This window comes from Rhizobium terrae (assembly GCF_003425685.1).
GTDB classification, from domain to species: Bacteria; Pseudomonadota; Alphaproteobacteria; order Rhizobiales; family Rhizobiaceae; genus Neorhizobium; species Neorhizobium terrae.
This window is the reverse complement of sequence record NZ_QJKM01000004.1, coordinates 237,648-253,719: the sequence shown is the minus strand read 5'-3', so window position 1 is coordinate 253,719 and position 16,072 is coordinate 237,648. Positions and strand designations below refer to the sequence as shown.

Below are 16,072 nucleotides of genomic sequence, written 5' to 3'. Positions count from 1 at the left end.
CTCATGCGGCGTCGGCGCGCACGCCGTTCTTGTCTTCGTGGATGATTACCTCGAAACCTTCGAAATGCGGGCCGGAGAGGTATTCCACCTTGCCGCGATTGTTGCCGGCATTGGCGTGGGCCGCGCGGAACTGTTCCGACTTCGTCCAGGCCTGGAAATGTTCGAACGTCTCCCAGACGGTGTGGGATGCGTAGAGGGTGTGATCCTCCGCCTTCGGACCCTTCAGCATGTGAAATTCGATGTAACCGGGCAATTCCGCGAGGCGGCCCTGGCGGCTGCGCCAGATGGCTTCGAACGCTTCTTCATAACCCGGCACCACACGGAATCGGTTCATGGCGATGTACATGGATCAGTTCCTCACTTTAAGTTTCATTTTCGGCTCAAGATATCTGCGGCCGATCCCCTTGAAAAGCCCAAAAAACTTGCGTAGTCAACTCAAGTTATAGCCGTCGGAAAGGCGGAATGCGGGGCGTTTTTGGTCCCGGCTTTGGCAGACAAGGAGCAGAATATCATGGGGTCTTCCTTCAGCTTCAGCGGTTTTTGGAGGCGGGGATTTTTCGCGACCGCCCTGCTCGGTGCCGGCCTGGCAGCCGGCGCGGCGGCGGCATCCGACAAGGGTAACCCGGAAGCCAGGCGGATCGTTTCCATCGGCGGCACGGTCACGGAGATCCTCTATGCGCTCGGCGCACAGGACCGCATCGTTGCGCGAGATTCCACAAGCTTTTATCCGGCCGAGGCGAATACCAAGCCGGATGTCGGTTACATGCGGGCGCTTTCGGCGGAAGGCATCCTTGGTCAGAAACCCGATCTCATCCTGATGGAAGAGGGTTCCGGCCCGCCGCCGGTGCTCGAAATCCTGAAGGCCAGCGAAGTGCCGATGGTCGTCGTGCCGACGCCGCCGGAAGCCGACAAGATCGGCAAGAAGATCCGCGATGTCGGTGCCGCTGTTGGCCTGTCCGACAAGGCGGAGGCGCTTGCTGCCAAGACCGAGGCGGATATCAAGAAACTCGCCGCGGATGTCGCCAAAATCCCAGGGCCGAAGAAGAAGGTCCTGTTCGTCCTGTCGCTTTCCAACAACCGCGTCATGGCCGGCGGTGCGGATACGGAAGCCGGTGCGGTGATTGCCATGGCCGGCGGCGTCAACGCGGCGCCGATGATCAACGGCTACAAACCGCTTTCCGACGAAGCGGTGATCGCCGCACAGCCGGACGTCATCCTGGCCATGATCTCCGGCCCCGGCCATGAGATTACGCCTGAAAAGGTATTCTCCATGCCGTCGATGCAGACGACGCCAGCTGCCGCCAACAAGGCGCTGGTCTCCATGGACGGCCTGCTGCTGCTCGGCTTCGGTCCCCGCACGCCGGATGCCGCCCGCGCGCTCGCGGCACAGATCTATCCCGGAGCGATCAACTGATGATGAAGGCGCTCGCCATGCCCTTCCGACCGGCAGCCGATGGTGACAGGACGCGCCAGGGCGCGGTCATGCTCGGCCTGCTGGCGGTCCTGCTTCTCGCGGCCTGCCTCCTGTCCCTGGGCATCGGGCCGACGGGGGTTGGCCTGCGTGACCTTTGGGCTTATGCCACGGGCCATGGCGACAGCCTTACCACCCGCGAACGCGTCATCCTCGAAGCGGTGCGCCTGCCGCGCACGGCACTCGGCCTGCTGGTCGGCGCCGGCCTTGCGGTTTCCGGTGCGATGATGCAGGGCCTGTTCCGCAACCCGCTCGCCGATCCGGGCATTGTCGGCGTGACCTCCGGCGCCGGCCTCGCCGCGGTTGCGGCCATCGTGCTCGGCAATTCCATTCTGGCGCCGGTTGCCATGCTGCTCGGCAACCAGTTCCTGCCGCTGATGGCGTTCTTCGGCGGCCTTTTCAATACCTGCATGCTCTATGTCATCGCCACCCGCGACGGGCGAACCTCCACCACGGCGCTCATCCTCTGCGGCATCGCGATCGGCGCTTTGGCGGCGGCGCTCATGGGCCTCCTGATCGTCATGGCCGACGACCGGCAATTGCGGGACATCACCTTCTGGAGCCTGGGTTCGCTCGGCGGCGCCACCTTCGGCCGCGTCATGTCGATCCTGCCGTTCATTGCGATCGTACTCGCCATCATTCCCTTCGTGGCGCGCGGGCTCGACGCGCTGATCCTCGGCGATGCGGCCGCCTTCCACATGGGTATCCCGGTGCAGCGGCTGAAGAAGGTCGTCATCGTGGCGGTCGCGGCCGCCTGCGGCTCGACAGTTGCCGTGGCCGGTTCGATCGGCTTCGTCGGCATCGTCGTGCCGCATCTCCTGCGTCTGACGATAGGGCCATCGCACCGCTTCCTGCTGCCGGGTTCGGCGCTCGGCGGGGGAGCCTTGCTGCTCATCGCCGATTGTGTCGCCCGCACCGTTGCGGCACCGGCCGAGCTGCCGATCGGCGTGGTTACGGCGTTGTTCGGTGCGCCGGTCTTCCTCTTCCTGCTGCTGGGAAAGAACGGCATCAGCCTGCGGGACATGCCATGATCTCCGCCGAACACATCACCGTCACGCGCTCCGGCCGCAAGCTGCTGGACAATGTCGGCATCGATCTCGAAGCCGGAAAATTCACGGTGGTCATCGGGCCGAACGGCGCCGGTAAATCGACGCTGATGAAAGTGCTTTCCGGCGAGATGAAGCCGGACAGCGGCCTTGTCACGTATTACGGGACGGATGTCGAACTCTGCCAGCCCGTCGATCTGGCCAAGCGCCGGGCCGTGCTGCCGCAGGCGACACAACTTGCGTTTCCGTTCACCGCCTTGGAGATCGCCCGCATGGGGGCGGTGGCGCAAGGTGCGCTGAACCCGACCGAGCAGGCCCGTCAGGCGCTGTCGCGCGTGGGCTTGCGCGGCTTCGAAAGCCGGCCCTATCCGTCTCTGTCAGGCGGCGAGCAGCAGCGGGTGCAGTTCGCCCGTGTGCTGGCGCAAGTGCCGCAGCCAGTCGCGGACGGCGTGCCGCGGGCTCTCTTTCTCGACGAACCGACGGCGAGCCTCGATCTCGGCCACCAGATCTCGGTGCTGGAAATCGCCCGCGATTTCGCTTCCGCCGGCGGCATGGTGCTGGCGATCCTGCACGATCTCAATCTGGCGGCGGAATTCGCCGACCATCTCGTGGTGCTGAACCATGGCCGGGTGGTGGCGGAAGGCGCCTGCGCCGAAACCGTCAACGACGAGATCATCAGCAGCGTCTATGGCATTGCCGGCGCCGTCGGCCGCCTGCCGGCCGCCCATATTCCCTACGTGCTGCCGCAGTCGCGACACCGCTGAACCTTGATGCGATAAACGGGTCAGGCGTTCGGCCGCGTCAGCATGAAGATCGCCGGGCCGATCATCAAAGCAGCGACCAGCGCCGCCCGCCAGAAGGGCGGCGAGGTGCCGAACCAGAAGATAGCATAGCTTGCCGCCATCGTCGATACGGCCATTATCTTCGCCTTGGCCGAGATCGCGCCTCTTTCGCGCCAATTTTGCAAGGGCGGGCCGAATTTCGAGTGGTTCATCAGCCAGGCCTCAAGGCGCGGCGAGGAGCGTGCAAAACAGGCGACCGCGAGCAGCAGGAAGGGCGTGGTCGGCAGTACGGGCAGGAAGGCGCCGACGACGCCGAGCGCCACGAACAGCCAGCCGAGGGTGAGAAAGAGAAGACGCATGAACGACCTGTTGAATATCATGACTAGAATAGACAAGTTCGATGTCCCTGTCTTCCTGTCATGACGAAGTCGATCTGTCGCGCCTCCCTCTCCGCACTTCCCATTTGACCGACGCCCGCTATAGTGCGGCCCACTTCAACAGCCATTGGAGACATAATGTCGAAGAAGAAAGTGCTTGTCGTCGGGGGAGCTGGGTATATCGGCTCCCATACATGCCTGGTGCTCGCCGAGCGGGGTTATGAGCCGGTGGTTTTCGACAATCTCTCCAATGGTCATGCGGAATTCATTCGTTGGGGCGCGCTTGAACGGGGCGATATCCGGGACCGAGCCCGGCTCGATGAGGTTTTTGCGGCACACAAGCCGGATGCGGTACTGCATTTCGCGGCGCTGATCGAGGTGGGTGAATCGGTCAAGAATCCGGTAGCCTTCTACGACAACAATGTCATCGGCGCTCTGACGCTGCTGTCGGCGGCGATCGACGCCGGGGTGAAGGCCTTCGTGTTCTCTTCGACCTGCGCGACCTATGGGCTGCCGGACCGGGTGCCGATGGACGAGACGCACAAACAGGCGCCGATCAACCCCTACGGCCGCACCAAGTTCATCATTGAGCAGGCGCTCAAGGATTACGGCCAGTACAGGGACCTGAAATCGGTCATGCTGCGCTACTTCAACGCCGCCGGCGCCGATTTCGAGGGCCGGATCGGCGAATGGCATACGCCCGAGACGCATGCTATTCCGCTTGCCATCGAGGCGGCACTCGGCCGACGCCAGGGGTTCAAGGTCTTCGGCGACGACTATGACACGCGCGACGGTACCTGTGTGCGCGATTATATCCACGTGCTCGATCTCGCGGATGCGCATGTACGTGCCGTCGATTATCTGCTGGCGGGCGGCGAGACGGTGGAGCTCAATCTCGGCACCGGCACCGGAACGACGGTGAAGGAACTGTTGGCGGCGATTTCGGAGGTTTCCGGAAAGCCGTTTCCGGTCGAATATGTCGGCCGGCGCGAAGGTGATTCCACCTCGCTCGTCGCCAACAATGACAAGGCGCGGACGGTGCTCGGCTGGGAGCCGAAATATACCTTGAACGATATCATCCGCTCCGCCTGGGACTGGCATTCGCGCTCGAACCACCACGTCGTTTGAGGAGAGTGAGATGGCGGAAGGCGAGATCAAGCTCGAGGAAAGCTGGAGGAACGTGCTGGGGCCGGAATTCCAGAACCCCTATATGAGCGAGTTGCGTCGCTTCCTGGTCGCCGAGAAGGAGGCGGGCAAGCGCATTTTCCCGAAGGGTTCGGAATATTTCCGGGCGCTCGACCTGACGCCGCTCGATGAGGTGAAGGTCGTCATCCTCGGCCAGGATCCGTACCATGGTTTCGGCCAGGCACATGGGCTCTGCTTTTCGGTGAAGCCCGGCGTGCGCATCCCGCCTTCGCTCGTCAACATCTACCAGGAGCTCGAAAGCGACCTAGGTATTCAGCCCGCCCGTCACGGCTTTCTCGAACATTGGGCGAGCCAGGGCGTGCTGCTCCTGAACAGCGTGCTGACGGTGGAAGAGGGCAGGGCGGCCGCCCATCAGGGCAAGGGCTGGGAGCGCTTTACGGATGCGGTCATCCGTGCCGTCAACGAGGAATGCGAGAACGTCGTCTTCATGCTGTGGGGTTCCTATGCCCAGAAGAAGGCGGCCTTCGTCGATGCGAAGAAACATCTGGTGCTCAAGGCGCCGCATCCCTCGCCACTCTCCGCCCATAACGGCTTTTTCGGCAGCCGGCATTTTTCGAAGGCGAACGATTACCTCATGCAGCACGACCGGGAGCCGATCGATTGGGCTCTGCCTCCTAAGGCTGATCCTGTGAACGATTAATCATAGTTCGTCAACATAAGATGAACAATCCGTTCGGGCCCGACCGTCTATGCATTCGGCCGCCCATGGACCAAATATTGCCCCAGAACAACGGGCCGCCCAGGGCGGTTTCCAGAAAGGGGTATTTAAATGCTCGACCAGATCAAGGGCCTCCACCACGTCACGTCGATGGCTGCGAGCGCCGGCATCAACAACAAGTTCTTCACGGATACGCTCGGCCTGCGCCGGGTCAAGAAGACCGTCAACTTCGACGCTCCGGATGTCTACCATCTCTACTACGGCGATGAAGTCGGCACGCCCGGCTCCGTCATGACGTATTTCCCGTTCCCGCACATCGCCCGCGGCCGTCCCGGCACCGGCGAAGTCGGCACCACGCTGTTTTCGGTCCCGGAAGGATCGCTTGGTTACTGGAGCGACCGACTGGCCAAGGCCGGCGTGGACGGCATCAAGGCCGACAGCGCCTTCGGGGAAAACCGGCTGCATTTCGCAGGACCTGACGGCGACGGTTTCGCGCTGGTGGAAATCAAGGACGACAAGCGCGCTCCCTGGACCGGCAACGGCGTCGGCGAAGATCAGGCGATCCGCGGTTTCCATTCCGCCTCGTTCCGTCTTCGCGATGAAGGAGCAACCGGTGAACTTCTGAAGTTCATGGGTTACGAACAGGTCGATTCCAAGGATGGCGTGACCCGTTTTGGTATTCCGGGCGGCAACGGTGCCGACTTCATCGACGTCGAAACCATGCCGAACATCAGTGGTGCGCGGCTTGGGGCCGGCTCGGTCCATCACATCGCGTTTGCGGTCGAGAACCGTGAAAAGCAGCTCGAGGTCCGCAAGGCGCTGATGGATACCGGTTATCAGGTGACGCCGGTCATCGACCGCGATTACTTCTGGGCGATCTATTTCCGTACGCCGGGTGGCGTTTTGTTCGAAATCGCCACCAACGAACCCGGCTTCAACCGCGACGAGGACACCGCCCATCTCGGCGAGGCCCTGAAGCTGCCGACGCAGCACGAGCACCTGAGAAAGTCCCTCGAACAGCATCTGGAACCGATCGTCTAAGCGGTCGTTGGCGGCGGGCCGAAAAATGTAAACGGTTCGGGCATCCGCCGCCGCACAGATTCAGGAGAAAAGACATGAGTTACGACAGTTATGTGCACCGGGCGCGTACCGGTGCGCCCGGATCGCCGATCCTGTTCGTCTTCCATGGCACGGGCGGCGATGAAAACCAGTTCTTCGATTTCGGCGGCCGGCTTCTGTCGGGCGCCACCGTGATCTCGCCCCGCGGCGACATTTCCGAACACGGTGCCGCGCGCTTCTTCCGGCGCAAGGCGGAAGGCATCTACGATTGCGAGGACCTTGCCCGGGCGACCGAACGAATGAGCGAATTCGTGGCCGCCAACCGCGACCGCTACGAATCTTCGACCGTGCTGGGTCTCGGTTTCTCGAACGGCGCGAATATTCTCGCCAATATCATGATCGAGAAGCCCGGCCTGTTCGAAGCCGGCGTGCTGATGCATCCGCTGATTCCGTTTGCCCCGAAGGATCGCAAGGGCGGCGAGAAGGCACATGTGCTGATCACCGCCGGGCAGCACGACCCGATCAGTTCCGTTGTTCAGACGACGGATCTGGCCGAATATTTCAAGCGGCAGGGTGACCGGGTGACGCTCGAATGGCATGGCGGCGGCCACGAGATCCGCCCGAACGAGATCGAGGCCGTCAAGAAATTCCTGGCGCCCTATCACGCCTAAGCCAAAGGCTAAATCGCCCGGTCACCCACGCGGGAACCGGGCAATTTTGGTCTCGACCCGGATTGGTTATTTCTGAGATTTCACGGCCTGACCGAAGACATTCTTGAGGACGGGCTTTGTCTCTTCCGTCTCATCCGATGCAGTCTCTTCCGCGTCGTCGGAATTGTTTTCCTCTTCGCGGAAATATTTGGCGATGGCCTGGGAATGCCATTGCATCAGTTCGTAGCAATAGGTCGCTTCCCGCTCCGTGGGCGACCAATAGGCATTCGGTTCTCCACATTCGGCCGCCGTCAGCTTGATGCCCTTCTCCAGCTTGTAGAGGCTGGAAAGCAGCTCGGCCAGGATGTCCAGAACCTTCGCCTCCTTCGTCAGCTCGGCATAGTCCTTGAGGTCCTTGCTCTTCGGCGTCTGGTAGGCGATCGTGAACCTGGTCTTCTTGCCGTCTGTCCTCAGATGCGGCTTGAGGATCCCGAACCAGCTGTCATGGGCCTTCTTGAATTCTCCAACGCATTCCTTGCGGCGGCTTTCCGGCAGTTCCAGGTCGTCGGCGGTTTCTTTGAACTTTTCGGGGTCCTTGCCGACCATCAGACAGACCATGTTGAAGGCGCGCTGGCGATCGAGGCCATGTGCATCCCAGAGTATCTGTTCATGCTCCGCTTCCTCGGCCTGTTCGGCGGAGAAGGTCCAGCCGTCGACTGAATCGATCAGCGCCGTATCGAACACCTCGTCATCCGCCTCGAGCAGCAGAAGCGTGGAAAGCGTGTCGACCGCATCTTCCTCCCGCCCGAGAACCGGCAGGTTGAATTCTGAAACGAGCATGTGGCCCGCTTCGTGAAACAGGAAGAACAGCGCGTTGCCGAAGGCGAACTCGACCGTATCCTCAACCTGCTCCTCGCTCAGCCCTTTCAGATCATCCTCCAGGGTCGATGCGTGCGCATTCGATGCCGCAAGGGCAATGACGCCCGCAAGGACGATCTGGAGAAAACTGCGTCGCATCGGCCTTGCCTTTCCTTGGATGGGGTTTTTCGCTGTCAGCGAAGTCATGAGTCGCGGCTCTTCTGCGCAGCATCTCATGAAACCGGATCATTTTATAGCGGAGCTAGTTTAATATCGGATAAACATTTGCAATTTCAGTATTATGTATGGATTTTAAAGTGAAATGTTAACTTTTTTCAAAAGCGCGTTACTCCGGTTGATATTTAAAATCCTAATTTGATGCTTCTGTTGCTTTTTCACGGGCATCGGTCGGCCAACTATTTTTGGGGGCACTGGATCTGCGCCGGGGAATATCGGTCGCGCATGCTGAAGGTGCGGCGGCGCCGTGGTTTCGGCGCTGCTGGTGGAGAATATCCAGCGCAACCATGCGGACATGGCGCGCTGTATAACGCCCTTCAATCCCGCGATCCATACCAAGGCGGCGACCGGGCTCGACCCGATGACGGCTGCCGGCGCCGCGTCGCTGGACAACACCATCACCCTGCAATCGACGATCATCGCCTATATGGACGATTTCAAGCTGTTGATGATCATGTCGTTCGCCGTCGTGCCGCTGATCCTCGTTCTCCGGAAACCGTCGAAGCCGCCGGCCATCGATCACGGCGCCGCGATGGAGTAACCGCGCCTTCCGGGCTTGCGACCTCCCGGGTGATCGCCGATAGTGGCCCACCAATTCCGTCGTGAGCCCGGAGGTCTTCCATGAGCAACCATCTGAAATTCTTCATCGACGGGGCCTGGGTCGAGCCGGTCATCCCTGTCGCGCTCGATGTCATCGATCCTTCTACCGAAGAGGCCTATACGCAGATCGCGCTCGGTTCCAAGGCGGATGTCGACAGGGCCGTCGCGGCCGCCAAGACGGCATTTCCGGCTTTTTCACAATGGCCGAAGGAGGAGCGGCTGACGCTTCTCAAGCGCATTCTGGCCGAATACGACAAGCGTTATGAGGATATCGCCGAGGCCGTTTCCCGCGAGATGGGGGCGCCGATCGGCTTTGCCCGCGACGCGCAGGCCGCCGCCGGCCAGGGGCACCTGAAGGCGACCATCGAGGCGTTGAAGACTTACGAATTCACCGAGGCGCGTGGCGGCACGATGATCGTCAAGGAGCCGATCGGCGTCGGTGCGCTGATCACGCCGTGGAACTGGCCGCTCAACCAGATCGTCTGCAAGGTGGCGCCGGCGATCGCTGCGGGTTGCACCATGATTCTGAAGCCTTCCGAGATCGCGCCGATTTCCGGCCTCATCTTCGCCGAGGTGATGGAGGCCGCCGGTACGCCGAAGGGCGTCTTCAACCTCGTCAACGGCACCGGTCCGGACGTCGGCCAGGTGATGGCCGGTCATCCGGGCGTGGAGATGGTTTCCTTCACCGGCTCGACCCGCGCCGGCGTGATCGTCGCGAAGACGGCCGCCGATACGGTGAAGCGCGTGGCACAGGAGCTTGGCGGCAAATCGCCGAACATCATCCTGCCCGATGCGGACTTCGAAAAGGCGGTAGCCGATGGCGTCACCGCCTGCTTCGGCAATTCGGGCCAGTCCTGCGATGCACCGACCCGTATGCTCGTGCCGGCCAGGCGTCATGACGAAGCGCTCGGCATTGCCAAGGCCGCGGCCGAAAAACTCACGACCGGCGACCCCCGGGCGGAAGGAACCGACCTCGGCCCCGTCGTCAGCAAGGTACAGTTCGACAAGATACAGCGGCTGATCGAAGCCGGCATTTCGGAGGGCGCGACGCTTGTCACGGGCGGTCCGGGTCGGCCGGAAAACCTCAATCGCGGCTATTACATCCGCCCGACGGTCTTCGGTCATGTCACCAACGACATGACGATCGCGCGCGAAGAGATTTTCGGACCGGTTCTTTCGATCCTTTCCTATGAGAACGAGGAGCAGGCGATCGAGATCGCCAACGACACGCCCTATGGCCTGGCGGCCTACGTGCAGTCCGGCGACATTGTACATGCCCGCAAGGTGGCGGCGCGGCTTCGTGCCGGCTCGGTCTTCATCAACTACCCCGAATGGGATCTTTTCGCGCCCTTTGGCGGCTACAAGCAATCCGGCAACGGTCGGGAATATGCCGACTGGGCCATTCACGATTTTCTCGAGATCAAGGGTATCGTCGGTTATGGAGTCTAAGACATTCAATCCTCCCTCCGTCCGCAAGCCGTTCGGCGCTTACAATCACGGCCTGCTCGTGCCGCCGGGAGCAAGCCTGCTCGTCACCTCCGGCCAGCTCGGCATCGGGGTGGACGAGAAGATACCGCCGGATGTCACGAGCCAGGCGGAGCTGTGCTTCAAGGCGATCGGAGCGATCCTCGAAGAGGCGGGCATGACCTATGCGGACGTCATCCGCATCTCCGGCTTCGTCACCAGCCGGGAGGATTTTCCAGCCTATATGGCGGTGCGCGACCGCTTTACGCTGAACCCGAAGCCCGTCTCTACGCTGATCATCGTCGGCGGCTTCACCCGTGCGGAATTCCTGGTGGAAGTGGAAGTCACGGCGGCGAAAGTGTTCTGAGGCATTTTAAAGTAGAGATATTCTTGCCAATATCGCCAGCTGCGATCTTCAGGGGCCAAACGATTCATCTTTTATTGATCACGCAATTGTTTTTATTGGCGCTCCAGCCGCCATATTTTTGGTTTGCGGAGAAATGCAGAAACGCCTTTAAATGTTCCTTGAGCTGATTGGGGTATCAGCAGGTCTCAGGGGTTCATTTTCGGGGTCTTCTATGCGAAATATCGTAATGGGAGCGGCGGCGCTCGTCTGCGCGCAGTTTGTCGCGTCATCCGCATTGTCTGCAAATCTTATTGCCAGTGTCAGCCTATCCGGGCAGACCATGACCGTCATGCAGGACGGTGTCGTAACGCATGAGTGGAAGGTCTCGACCGCGCGGTCGGGTTACTCGACGCCGGTCGGAAGCTGGAGCGCCAAATGGTTGTCCAGAGATCATCGCTCACGCAAATACGACGACGCGCCCATGCCGTTCGCGGTGTTCTACAACGGGGGCTATGCCGTGCACGCGACGTTTGAGACCAAACGCCTCGGCAGGCCGGCGTCCCACGGCTGCATCCGGCTTCACCCGGACAATGCGGCGACCTTCTTCTCGCTGACGAGCCGCTACGGCCTGTCCAACACGCGGATCGTCGTCAGCCGCTGAAGGTTCGATCAGTATCCGCAGCTTCGAAGCTGGGCTTCGTATTTCGCGGCCATGCCGGCGGATTTCTGGGCGGTCTGCTTCAGGCCGCCGCTGAACTGTCCGCGATCGTAACCCGCGTGGCCGCTGTAATAGGCAAGGTAGAGGTTGTAGCTGTCCGTCAGGGGAATGCCGTTCTTGACATGGCTCCGATAGTGGTACCAGCCGACGAAACGAATGGCATCGCCGAAATCGCTTCGGCTTGCCGCCCAGCGGCCGGTGTCCTTCTTGTAGGTGTCCCACGTGCCGTCGAGCGCTTGGGCGTAACCATAGGCTGACGAGACGCGTCCCCACGGAATGATGCCGAGGATATATTTGCGCGGCGGCTTGGCATAGGCACGAAAGCCGGATTCGACGTAGATGGTGGCCATGAGAGTCGGCACGGGTACGCCGTATTCCCGCTCCACCGACTTTGCGTCCCTCGCCCAATTGTTGAACAGGCCGTCGCGCTGCTCAAAGATCGCGCAGGCATTGGTGATCCGGCTCGGCGGGGACGCGCAAGCGCTCAGGGTGACGGCCATGAGGGCGATGAAAAACGCAACACGCATCGCTCGATCTCTCGGTTTCGAGAGATTAATGACAGGTAAAATTTAAAGAAAAGTTTAGTGACCGTTATGGGTTTGCGTGGGTCTGCGCGCGGCGGGCCGGTTGCGAACCACCACGCCGAGGACGGCTGCCGCGGCGATGCCTTCGAGGCCGAGCCCTGCAGCCGGTGCGGCAAGACCTAGGAGGCCGAAGACCAGAAGCGCATAGCGGGCCAGCCCGATGCCGGCAAAACGGTCACGCACGAACCTTAGGCTTGCATAGAAGACCGCAACCGGGATGGCGACCGCGTAGTCGCCGGCGAGAAGCGGGATCTCCGAGTGATGGGTGATGATGTCGACGAGGACGGCAAACCCGGCGCCGACCGCCGCACCGGATGCGAAAATGAAGAAATGGCTGTATCCCCATTGCAGGGAGCGACTGAGCTTGTGGCTGCCAAGCTGCTCCTCGCGGGCGAAATAGGCCCACCAGAGCGCAAAGACAATCACCAGTGCGGAAATCGCGGTATGCACCAGCATGATGTCGAAATGCCCCGACGCCTGCCGCAAGGCCGTGGAGCCGGACAGAAGCGTTTCGCCGAGCACGATGATGTTGAGCAGGCCATAACGCTCGATAATATGGTGGCGATGCCAGGGCGTGTTCTTCGTCAGCGGCTCGGCGATCGTCGGAACCAGGATTTCCAGGAGGACGCCGATCGCCCAGACGACATAGGAAATACCGAAGGCGAGCGGTTGCAGGGCGAGGAAACTCAGCCACAGGATCTGGCAGAGGAAGATGCCGCCGGCATAGGCAATGGCGGTCCGGCGGCATTCGGGATCGTGATAGGCGGCACGCAGCCACAGGACGATCATGGCGATACGCATGATCGCATAACCGAAGATCACCATCGTAAAATTGGGCGTCTCGGTGAAGAGTGCCGGAATGCCGGCGGCAATCGTCAGCGAACCTCCCATGGCGACCATCGTGAGCAGCCGGTAGGCGACGTCGTCGTTGTCATAGGCGGACGAGAACCAAGTGAAGTTCATCCAGGCCCACCAGATCGCGAAGAAGGCCATGATGAAGGTCATGACGCCCTGTGCGGCATGGTTCTCCGCAATCGCATGGTGAAGGCCGGCGGCGGCGGAAGCGATGGCTATGACCGACACAAGGTCAAAGAGCAGTTCGAGCGGGGTTGCGACGCGATGATGCTCTTCCGGGTCACGCGGACGAAGCGGGCGAAGGATGGTGGCGATCGGAGAGGCCGGATTCGTCATCGTCTGCATGCTTTCTGGAAACGTGAAATGATGGTGATGGGAATAGCGCAAAAAAGTCTTGCGAAGTAAAGGCGGTACGGTCGGCAAAGCCGTTGATCGGGGAGGGAAGGGTGCGAAAGATTCTCGAAACGGAGCGGTTGGTATTGCGGGAGATAGGCGAGGCCGACCTGCCGATGCTGCATCGCATTTTCAGCGATCCGGAAAGCATGCGCTATTATCCGGCCGTCAAGAGCTTCGACGAAACCGCCGCATGGTTCGGCAGGCTCGCCTTTCGCAGTTACGCCGAAAACGGGTTCGGCCTCTGGGCCATCGTCGGCAAGGCGGGCGGCGAGATCATCGGCGATTGCGGCATCACGCTGCAGTCGGTGCCGGGAGGCATCGCGCCGGAGATCGGTTACCATCTGCGGCGCGAGCATCTTGGCCGCGGTTACGCGGCCGAAGCGGCGTCAGCCTGCCGCGACCATGCTTTCGAGGTGCTTGGCCTGGATCGTATCGTCTCGATCGTCAGTCCGGAAAATACGCCGTCGCTTCGGGTCGCCGCCAGAGTACATCAACGGTGGGAGACCTATCGGACCCGGACATCTGCCGGCGCCGAAGTGAACCGCTTTCTGTTCGTTTCGGAGCGGCTGGCGACGGCCGCGAAAATTGCGGATGCCGGTGCAAGGATCGCAGAAATCGAGGCGCAGGCACGGAGCCTGCAGGACCAGTCCCGTCGTTGAACGCCGTCCACCGGCAAGTGCCCGTCACCCGGCTCTTCCCTCAAGGCTATTCCGTCTGACAGATGACGCTCATCGACGTGCTGCCGTTCGACGACGGCATCCTCCACCTCGGCTATGCAGTCTAAAACCGCTCCATCTCGTGCCTGACCCTGTCGAGGAAAGCCGCGCGGGTGTGCGGCGTGCAGTTGTTCATGTCGTAATGGGCGAGAAATCGCACCGACCGCGCCGGGTTGGTCTGCGCCCGCAGCACGCGTTTCGCGAGCTTGCGCGGCGGATCGCCGGCGAGGAAGGCACGCCAGCGGGTGGCGCCGTAAGTGGTGATGACGGCAACCTTGTCGATATGCAGCTTGCGTGTGAGCACACCGTCCTTCAGTTCGAAGGTGATGCCGGGCAGCCAGACGCGATCGAAATAACCTTTGAGCATGGCCGGCCAGCCGAAATTCCAGACAGGGGTGACGATCACCAGACCTTCCGCCTTCTGGAGCCGGTCGACATAGGGTTTCACCAGCGCAAGGTTGTCTGGATAGGTGTGATAGATCATCCGGTCATGGCGGGACATGACTGGATCGAAACCTTCGGCATAAAGGTTGCAGTCATCCACCTCGTGACCGGCTTTCTGCAGGCTTTCGCGTGCCTGTTTGTGCAGGGCAGCGCCAAAACTTTCCTCGACCGGGTGGGAGTGGATGAGCAGGACCCGCATCAACCACCTGCCACCGCTAGGCCAGGGAAGAGGTAGTTCTTGCCGGCGGAAAAATCGAAGTCCGGATTGTCCCAGGCGATCATCTTGCCCGGGTTGAGCAGGCCCTTAGGATCGGTTTCCTTCTTGAAGGCGAGCTGCACGACATCCGTCTGTTTCATGCCGCCTTCCTCCAGCGTATAGCGGTGCGGGTTGAAGATCGGGCAGCCGTTGTCGCGATGGATCTGCATGATTTCCTCCAGCCGCTCCCTGGTGGTGTAGCGCACCAGCGGCAGGCCGGAGCATTGCATGCGACCGTCGAACCTGATGAATTCCAGATGGCCCGGCACTTCGTCGCCGAAAATCTCGACCATCTTCTGCACCTTGGCGACATGATCCGGGCCGGGATACTGAACCTGCAGATAGGTGAAGCCGGGATCGACCTTGAGCGCCCGCAGCGTCGTGTGGTTCCAGGCAAGCTCGTAGGCATGCGGGATGCCCTTCATGCTATCCACCTTGTCGGAGCGGAAGAGGATTTCGCCCTTCTGGCGTTCGGTGAAGGCGGTGAAGGCATCCATGGAATGCGGCGCCACCATCAGCACGCAGATCGACTGGCCGCGATGGCGGATGAAGGGCTTGTGGCGCGGGAAATAGTCATAGGGGATCGGGGCGGCGATCGGGGCGATTTCCTTGACGAGAATGCCGTTCTTGTGGGCAATCTGGTCGCCGAAGCGCACCGCATCCATGAAGTCGTCATAACCGACCAGCACGTCTACCCAGTCATAGGCGGGTGCAAGAGGCATCTCGACCTCGACGATGATGCCGTTGGTCCCGTAGGCATGGGTAACCTTCTGGAGATCCCAGGCGGTGAGATCGAGCACGCGCGGCTCGGCTTCCATGGTGACGACGCGGAGTCTCAGAATATTGCCGAGATCGCGCAGGCCGCCCCAGTGGATCGAGCCCACGCCGCCCGAACCGCCGGCGATGAAACCGCCGATCGTCGCCGTCTGGGCAGTCGAGGGGTGGAAACGCAGTTCCTGGCCGGAATGAGCCTTGGTCTGGCGGTCGAGTTCGGCAATGACGATGCCGGGTTCGGCGATGACGCGGCCCGGATGGATCTCCTTGACCTTGTTCATGTTGATGAGGTTCAGCACGATGCCGCCCGAGAGCGGCATGGCTTGGCCGTAATTGCCGGTGCCGGCGCCGCGCGGGGTGACCGGCACGCCATGCGCATAAGCCACTTTCAGAACCCGGACGACCTCTTCCTCGGTCTTCGGCGAGACGACGAGATCGGCGGTGACGGTGTCGAGTTCCTCTTTCAGGATCGGCGAATACCAGTAGAAATCGCGGCTCTTCTGGCGCACCAGGGCGGGATTGTCCTCCACCGCGATGCCTTCGAGTTCCTGTTTGATCTTTGCGTAGTCGGCCAT

General features: G+C 61.3%; 18 protein-coding genes and 1 pseudogene. 12 read left to right on the top strand and 7 right to left on the bottom strand.

What is annotated here, in order from left to right; genetic code table 11:
• Position 1 precedes the first annotated feature (1 nt).
• Positions 2–346, bottom strand: coding sequence for an antibiotic biosynthesis monooxygenase family protein (locus DMO26_RS09180; protein WP_117191755.1), 345 nt, complete (start codon positions 344–346; stop codon positions 2–4).
• A 165-nt stretch (positions 347–511) separates the two neighbouring features.
• On the opposite strand from DMO26_RS09180, the gene DMO26_RS09175 reads away from it, so the two are divergent.
• Genes DMO26_RS09175 through DMO26_RS09165 form a run of 3 tightly spaced genes read left to right on the top strand, consistent with a single transcriptional unit; the run spans position 512 to position 3,281 of the window.
• On the top strand, positions 512–1,414 hold the full coding sequence (locus DMO26_RS09175) for a heme/hemin ABC transporter substrate-binding protein (protein WP_117191934.1): 903 nt from the start codon (positions 512–514) through the stop codon (positions 1,412–1,414).
• Positions 1,414–2,502, top strand: coding sequence for a FecCD family ABC transporter permease (locus DMO26_RS09170; protein WP_117191754.1), 1,089 nt, complete (start codon positions 1,414–1,416; stop codon positions 2,500–2,502). The genes DMO26_RS09175 and DMO26_RS09170 overlap by 1 nt, the downstream gene beginning before the upstream one ends.
• Positions 2,499–3,281, top strand: coding sequence for a heme ABC transporter ATP-binding protein (locus DMO26_RS09165; protein ID WP_117191753.1), 783 nt, complete (start codon positions 2,499–2,501; stop codon positions 3,279–3,281). Before DMO26_RS09170 ends, DMO26_RS09165 begins: the two co-directional genes overlap by 4 nt.
• A gap of 20 nt (positions 3,282–3,301) precedes the next feature.
• On the opposite strand, the gene DMO26_RS09160 is transcribed toward DMO26_RS09165, so the two are convergent.
• Positions 3,302–3,658 carry a YbaN family protein gene (locus DMO26_RS09160; protein ID WP_117191933.1) on the bottom strand — a complete coding sequence of 119 codons (357 nt, stop codon included), beginning with the start codon at positions 3,656–3,658 and terminating at the stop codon, positions 3,302–3,304.
• Positions 3,659–3,814: 156 nt separating this feature from the next.
• Between DMO26_RS09160 and galE the strand changes: the two genes are divergently transcribed.
• From galE to DMO26_RS09140, 4 genes are all read left to right on the top strand, one after another.
• On the top strand, positions 3,815–4,804 hold the full coding sequence (gene galE / locus DMO26_RS09155) for a UDP-glucose 4-epimerase GalE (RefSeq protein ID WP_117191752.1): 990 nt from the start codon (positions 3,815–3,817) through the stop codon (positions 4,802–4,804).
• A 10-nt stretch (positions 4,805–4,814) separates the two neighbouring features.
• Entirely contained in the window at positions 4,815–5,522 is a 708-nt protein-coding gene (ung, locus tag DMO26_RS09150) for a uracil-DNA glycosylase (protein ID WP_117191751.1), read from the top strand.
• 129 nt (positions 5,523–5,651) lie between these two features.
• Positions 5,652–6,581: a VOC family protein gene (locus tag DMO26_RS09145; protein WP_117191750.1), complete on the top strand. Its 930-nt coding sequence runs from the start codon at positions 5,652–5,654 to the stop codon at positions 6,579–6,581.
• A gap of 74 nt (positions 6,582–6,655) precedes the next feature.
• Positions 6,656–7,270: an alpha/beta hydrolase gene (locus DMO26_RS09140; protein ID WP_117191749.1), complete on the top strand. Its 615-nt coding sequence runs from the start codon at positions 6,656–6,658 to the stop codon at positions 7,268–7,270.
• A 66-nt stretch (positions 7,271–7,336) separates the two neighbouring features.
• Here DMO26_RS09140 and DMO26_RS09135 read toward each other — a convergent pair whose 3' ends face one another.
• A complete protein-coding gene (locus DMO26_RS09135; RefSeq protein WP_162894777.1) occupies positions 7,337–8,266 on the bottom strand; it encodes a DUF4344 domain-containing metallopeptidase in 930 nt (309 codons plus the stop codon).
• A 316-nt stretch (positions 8,267–8,582) separates the two neighbouring features.
• On the opposite strand from DMO26_RS09135, the pseudogene DMO26_RS09130 reads away from it, so the two are divergent.
• The 4 genes and pseudogenes from DMO26_RS09130 to DMO26_RS09115 all read left to right on the top strand — a co-directional run.
• A pseudogene (locus DMO26_RS09130) lies at positions 8,583–8,885 on the top strand (EmrB/QacA family drug resistance transporter); the annotation flags it as partial.
• Positions 8,886–8,965: 80 nt separating this feature from the next.
• Positions 8,966–10,393 carry an aldehyde dehydrogenase family protein gene (locus tag DMO26_RS09125; RefSeq protein WP_117191747.1) on the top strand — a complete coding sequence of 476 codons (1,428 nt, stop codon included), beginning with the start codon at positions 8,966–8,968 and terminating at the stop codon, positions 10,391–10,393.
• Entirely contained in the window at positions 10,383–10,775 is a 393-nt protein-coding gene (locus DMO26_RS09120) for a RidA family protein (RefSeq protein ID WP_117191746.1), read from the top strand. The genes DMO26_RS09125 and DMO26_RS09120 overlap by 11 nt, the downstream gene beginning before the upstream one ends.
• 211 nt (positions 10,776–10,986) lie before the next feature.
• The gene (locus DMO26_RS09115) at positions 10,987–11,415 is read left to right on the top strand and encodes a L,D-transpeptidase (RefSeq protein ID WP_117191932.1); all 429 of its coding nucleotides are present in this window, start codon (positions 10,987–10,989) and stop codon (positions 11,413–11,415) included.
• An 8-nt stretch (positions 11,416–11,423) separates the two neighbouring features.
• On the opposite strand, the gene DMO26_RS09110 is transcribed toward DMO26_RS09115, so the two are convergent.
• Together DMO26_RS09110 and DMO26_RS09105 are read right to left on the bottom strand one after the other, a co-directional pair.
• Positions 11,424–11,999: a transglycosylase SLT domain-containing protein gene (locus tag DMO26_RS09110; RefSeq protein ID WP_117191745.1), complete on the bottom strand. Its 576-nt coding sequence runs from the start codon at positions 11,997–11,999 to the stop codon at positions 11,424–11,426.
• A gap of 54 nt (positions 12,000–12,053) precedes the next feature.
• The gene (locus DMO26_RS09105; protein WP_226951242.1) at positions 12,054–13,256 is read right to left on the bottom strand and encodes a low temperature requirement protein A; all 1,203 of its coding nucleotides are present in this window, start codon (positions 13,254–13,256) and stop codon (positions 12,054–12,056) included.
• Positions 13,257–13,357: 101 nt separating this feature from the next.
• On the opposite strand from DMO26_RS09105, the gene DMO26_RS09100 reads away from it, so the two are divergent.
• Positions 13,358–13,966: a GNAT family N-acetyltransferase gene (locus DMO26_RS09100; RefSeq protein ID WP_117191744.1), complete on the top strand. Its 609-nt coding sequence runs from the start codon at positions 13,358–13,360 to the stop codon at positions 13,964–13,966.
• Between the two features lie 121 nt (positions 13,967–14,087).
• Here DMO26_RS09100 and DMO26_RS09095 read toward each other — a convergent pair whose 3' ends face one another.
• Positions 14,088–14,666: an NAD(P)H-dependent oxidoreductase gene (locus tag DMO26_RS09095; RefSeq protein ID WP_117191743.1), complete on the bottom strand. Its 579-nt coding sequence runs from the start codon at positions 14,664–14,666 to the stop codon at positions 14,088–14,090.
• Positions 14,666–16,072, bottom strand: coding sequence for an FAD-binding oxidoreductase (locus DMO26_RS09090; protein ID WP_117191742.1), 1,407 nt, complete (start codon positions 16,070–16,072; stop codon positions 14,666–14,668). The genes DMO26_RS09095 and DMO26_RS09090 overlap by 1 nt, the downstream gene beginning before the upstream one ends.

Excerpts from the sequence above, each read along its gene's own strand:
- DMO26_RS09180 (WP_117191755.1), bottom strand. The coding sequence starts at position 346 with ATGTACATCGCCATGAACCGATTCCGTGTGGTGCCGGGTTATGAAGAA.
- DMO26_RS09175 (WP_117191934.1), top strand. The coding sequence starts at position 512 with ATGGGGTCTTCCTTCAGCTTCAGCGGTTTTTGGAGGCGGGGATTTTTC.
- DMO26_RS09170 (WP_117191754.1), top strand. The coding sequence starts at position 1,414 with ATGATGAAGGCGCTCGCCATGCCCTTCCGACCGGCAGCCGATGGTGAC.
- DMO26_RS09165 (WP_117191753.1), top strand. The coding sequence starts at position 2,499 with ATGATCTCCGCCGAACACATCACCGTCACGCGCTCCGGCCGCAAGCTG.
- DMO26_RS09160 (WP_117191933.1), bottom strand. The coding sequence starts at position 3,658 with ATGCGTCTTCTCTTTCTCACCCTCGGCTGGCTGTTCGTGGCGCTCGGC.
- galE (WP_117191752.1), top strand. The coding sequence starts at position 3,815 with ATGTCGAAGAAGAAAGTGCTTGTCGTCGGGGGAGCTGGGTATATCGGC.
- ung (WP_117191751.1), top strand. The coding sequence starts at position 4,815 with ATGGCGGAAGGCGAGATCAAGCTCGAGGAAAGCTGGAGGAACGTGCTG.
- DMO26_RS09145 (WP_117191750.1), top strand. The coding sequence starts at position 5,652 with ATGCTCGACCAGATCAAGGGCCTCCACCACGTCACGTCGATGGCTGCG.
- DMO26_RS09140 (WP_117191749.1), top strand. The coding sequence starts at position 6,656 with ATGAGTTACGACAGTTATGTGCACCGGGCGCGTACCGGTGCGCCCGGA.
- DMO26_RS09135 (WP_162894777.1), bottom strand. The coding sequence starts at position 8,266 with ATGCGACGCAGTTTTCTCCAGATCGTCCTTGCGGGCGTCATTGCCCTT.
- DMO26_RS09125 (WP_117191747.1), top strand. The coding sequence starts at position 8,966 with ATGAGCAACCATCTGAAATTCTTCATCGACGGGGCCTGGGTCGAGCCG.
- DMO26_RS09120 (WP_117191746.1), top strand. The coding sequence starts at position 10,383 with ATGGAGTCTAAGACATTCAATCCTCCCTCCGTCCGCAAGCCGTTCGGC.
- DMO26_RS09115 (WP_117191932.1), top strand. The coding sequence starts at position 10,987 with ATGCGAAATATCGTAATGGGAGCGGCGGCGCTCGTCTGCGCGCAGTTT.
- DMO26_RS09110 (WP_117191745.1), bottom strand. The coding sequence starts at position 11,999 with ATGCGTGTTGCGTTTTTCATCGCCCTCATGGCCGTCACCCTGAGCGCT.
- DMO26_RS09105 (WP_226951242.1), bottom strand. The coding sequence starts at position 13,256 with ATGCAGACGATGACGAATCCGGCCTCTCCGATCGCCACCATCCTTCGC.
- DMO26_RS09095 (WP_117191743.1), bottom strand. The coding sequence starts at position 14,666 with ATGCGGGTCCTGCTCATCCACTCCCACCCGGTCGAGGAAAGTTTTGGC.
- DMO26_RS09090 (WP_117191742.1), bottom strand. The coding sequence starts at position 16,072 with ATGGCCGACTACGCAAAGATCAAACAGGAACTCGAAGGCATCGCGGTG.